This window comes from Streptomyces sp. SID3343 (genome assembly GCF_009865215.1).
Taxonomy (GTDB): Bacteria; Actinomycetota; Actinomycetes; order Streptomycetales; family Streptomycetaceae; genus Embleya.
Genome location: NZ_WWJX01000625.1, coordinates 1 through 2,404, shown reverse-complemented (window position 1 = coordinate 2,404; position 2,404 = coordinate 1). Strand labels below are relative to the sequence as shown.

The 2,404-nt window shown below is 72.4% G+C and carries 1 protein-coding gene and 1 pseudogene; both read right to left on the bottom strand.

Going from position 1 to position 2,404, the window contains the following annotated elements; all coding sequences use genetic code 11:
• A pseudogene (locus GT354_RS19450) lies at positions 1-246 on the bottom strand (hypothetical protein); the annotation flags it as partial.
• Positions 247-416: 170 nt separating this feature from the next.
• Positions 417-1,793: a transcriptional regulator gene (locus tag GT354_RS19445; RefSeq protein WP_161357572.1), complete on the bottom strand. Its 1,377-nt coding sequence runs from the start codon at positions 1,791-1,793 to the stop codon at positions 417-419.
• Between the last annotated feature and the right edge of the window lie 611 nt (positions 1,794-2,404).

Genomic DNA, 2,404 nt, shown 5'->3' with positions numbered 1-2,404 from the left:
GCCCGGTGGGGCCGGCTGCGGCGCGTACTGCGGGTTGGGGGTGTGTGGCTGCCCGTACGGCTGCTGGGGTTGGTAGGGCTGGTGCGGTTGGTGCGGCTCCTGCCCTTCGTAGCCCCCGTACTCGTCGAACCGCGGCAGCACCTCGGTTTCGTCGCGCGGGAGTTCGAGCGGGCCGAAGGGCGAGGGTCCGGGGACCTCGCCGTTCGGGCCCTGCCTCGCGCCGTCGCCCGCTCCACCGGATCCCATGCCACCCACCCGCTCGTCACCTCGAACCGTTCCGCACCACCGCCACCGATCACGTCGATCGAGCGGTGGCGGGTGTCCCCTGTCCCGCCAGACGGTAACTCAGACGTTCGAACCACGAACAGCGGTTCGCCGTCCGGCGGGGGCACGCGGGTGTCGGATGTCGGGTGGGATCAGACCGGGACGGCGTGTACGGCTTCGGCGAACTCGCGGACCACGAACTCCTCCCGGTGGGGCTCCAGGCGCCGCTGGAAGTCCTTGAGGTATTCGTCGCCACGTGCCGAGTGCAGGCGCCCCACCAGGTCGAGGGCCTGGGTGCCCACCGCGCACGCCTCGTCGAGCCGGTTTTGTTGGAGGTGGGCGGTGGCGAGCAGCAATGTGTCGACCGCGCGCCGGCGTACGCGGGTTTCCGCGTGCCCGTCGAGCGCGTCCCGCGCCGCCGCCTCGGCCGACCGAGGGCGGTCGAGGTCGCGGTAGCAGTGCGCGAACTCGTCGGCGAGATACGCCGGCGAGAAGTGCGCTATCCATTCGGGATCCTCGTCGGGCACGGCCAGGTCCATCGCGGACCGGGCCCGGGACAGCGAGGACTCGCACGCGCGCCCGTCGCCGAGCAGCGCGTGCCCGCGCGCCTCGGCCGCGTGGAACATCGCCTGCGTCGTGGGCGTGGCCTCGGATTTCGCGCCCTCCTGCGCGGCGCGCGCGAGTTGGGTGATCTCGCGCGGGTTGCCGAGACTGCCGGCCAGGTGGCTCATCCCGGCGGCGAGCACGTAGCCCCCGTACGCGCGGTCGCCCGCGGCCTGGGACAGCCGCAGGGCCTGGATGTAGTAGCGCTGGGCGAGACCCGGCTGGCCGGTGTCCACGGCCATGTAACCGGCCAGCTCGGTGAGGCGGGCCACTGCGGCGAACAGCGCGCGGCCGGTCTCGTCCGAATAGGTCCCGTTGAGCAACTGGCTCACCACGCTGCCCAGATAGTGCACGACGACCGGGCGGATGTGCCCGGCGCCGAACCGGTGGTCGAGCGCGGAGAGCATCTCAGTGGTCGCGCACACCGCCTCGATGTCGGACGCCCCGACCCGAGGACCGCCGATGCGGGCCACCTGCGCGTCCGGCTCGGTGATCAACCAGTCCCGGCTGGGCGCCACCAGGGCGGCCACCGCGACGGAGGAGTTGAGCAGGAAGTCGCGTCGGTTGACGTCGCTGCGCCACAGCTCGGTGACCACCTCGACGGTGGCCGCCGGCGTCGCGGCGAACTGGAGGCCGACATTGGTCGCGAGGCTGCGACCGTCGGCCATGCCGATCTCCTCGACGGTGACCGGGCGGCCGAGCTTGCGCCCGATCGCCTCGGCGATCAGGTTCGGTACGGCGCCGCGCGGCTGCTGTCCGCGCAGCCAGCGGGCCACCGAGGTCTTGTCGTAGCGGAGGTCCATGCCGTGTTCCGCCCCGCACATGTTGACCCGGCGGGCCAGCCCCGCGTTGGAGCAGCCGGCCTCCTGGATCAGTGCGGTCAATCTCTCGTTGGGCTGCCTCGTCGCCTGTGATCGCGCGGCCATCGGTGTTCCCTCCCCGACCGTCCGGTGCGGGCATGCCGGGATCGCCGCGACGGTGGTCGTCCTCGGTGCCGCCGCGCGCGGGCCAGGCTGCTCTTGGTGGTGGTGCGTTGCTTGTGCTGTGCCGTGGGTCCGGTTTCCGGGCCGGATGTCGGGCCGGTGGGTGATCGGGCCCGCATGCACTCGGAGAGGACGGGACGACCTGCCGGGAACTCGCGGAGGACGGTTTGGCCGACGATGCCCGGTGGTCGTATGAAATGTCATCCGAGTACGGAGCGTAGTGACCCGAATAGCGCAGCGGATAGGGCACCCTTCATTGCGCCCCCCGATCTGCACCCATGCGCCCCCCTTGCGCCCGATAGCCGCAAGTGATCCCATCACGCCTGATCATCCGGTTTCGCCGACGGGGAGCGCGGGGGCGCGGGGACGCGGGGGCGCGGGGACGCGGGGGCGCTGGGGCGCTGGGGCGCTGGGGCGCTGAGACGAGGAGACGAGGAGACGAGGAGACGAGGAGACGAGGAAGGCCGACCCGCACAGCCCGAAGGCCCGCGAGGCCCCACACGGCCGACCGTCGGGGCCGTTCGCGGGGCGGGGCCGTTCGGTAGACGGGGCCG

What these genes read in the sequence shown, in the direction of transcription:
- GT354_RS19445 (WP_161357572.1), bottom strand. Translation starts at nt 1,793, where the DNA reads ATGGCCGCGCGATCACAGGCGACGAGGCAGCCCAACGAGAGATTGACC.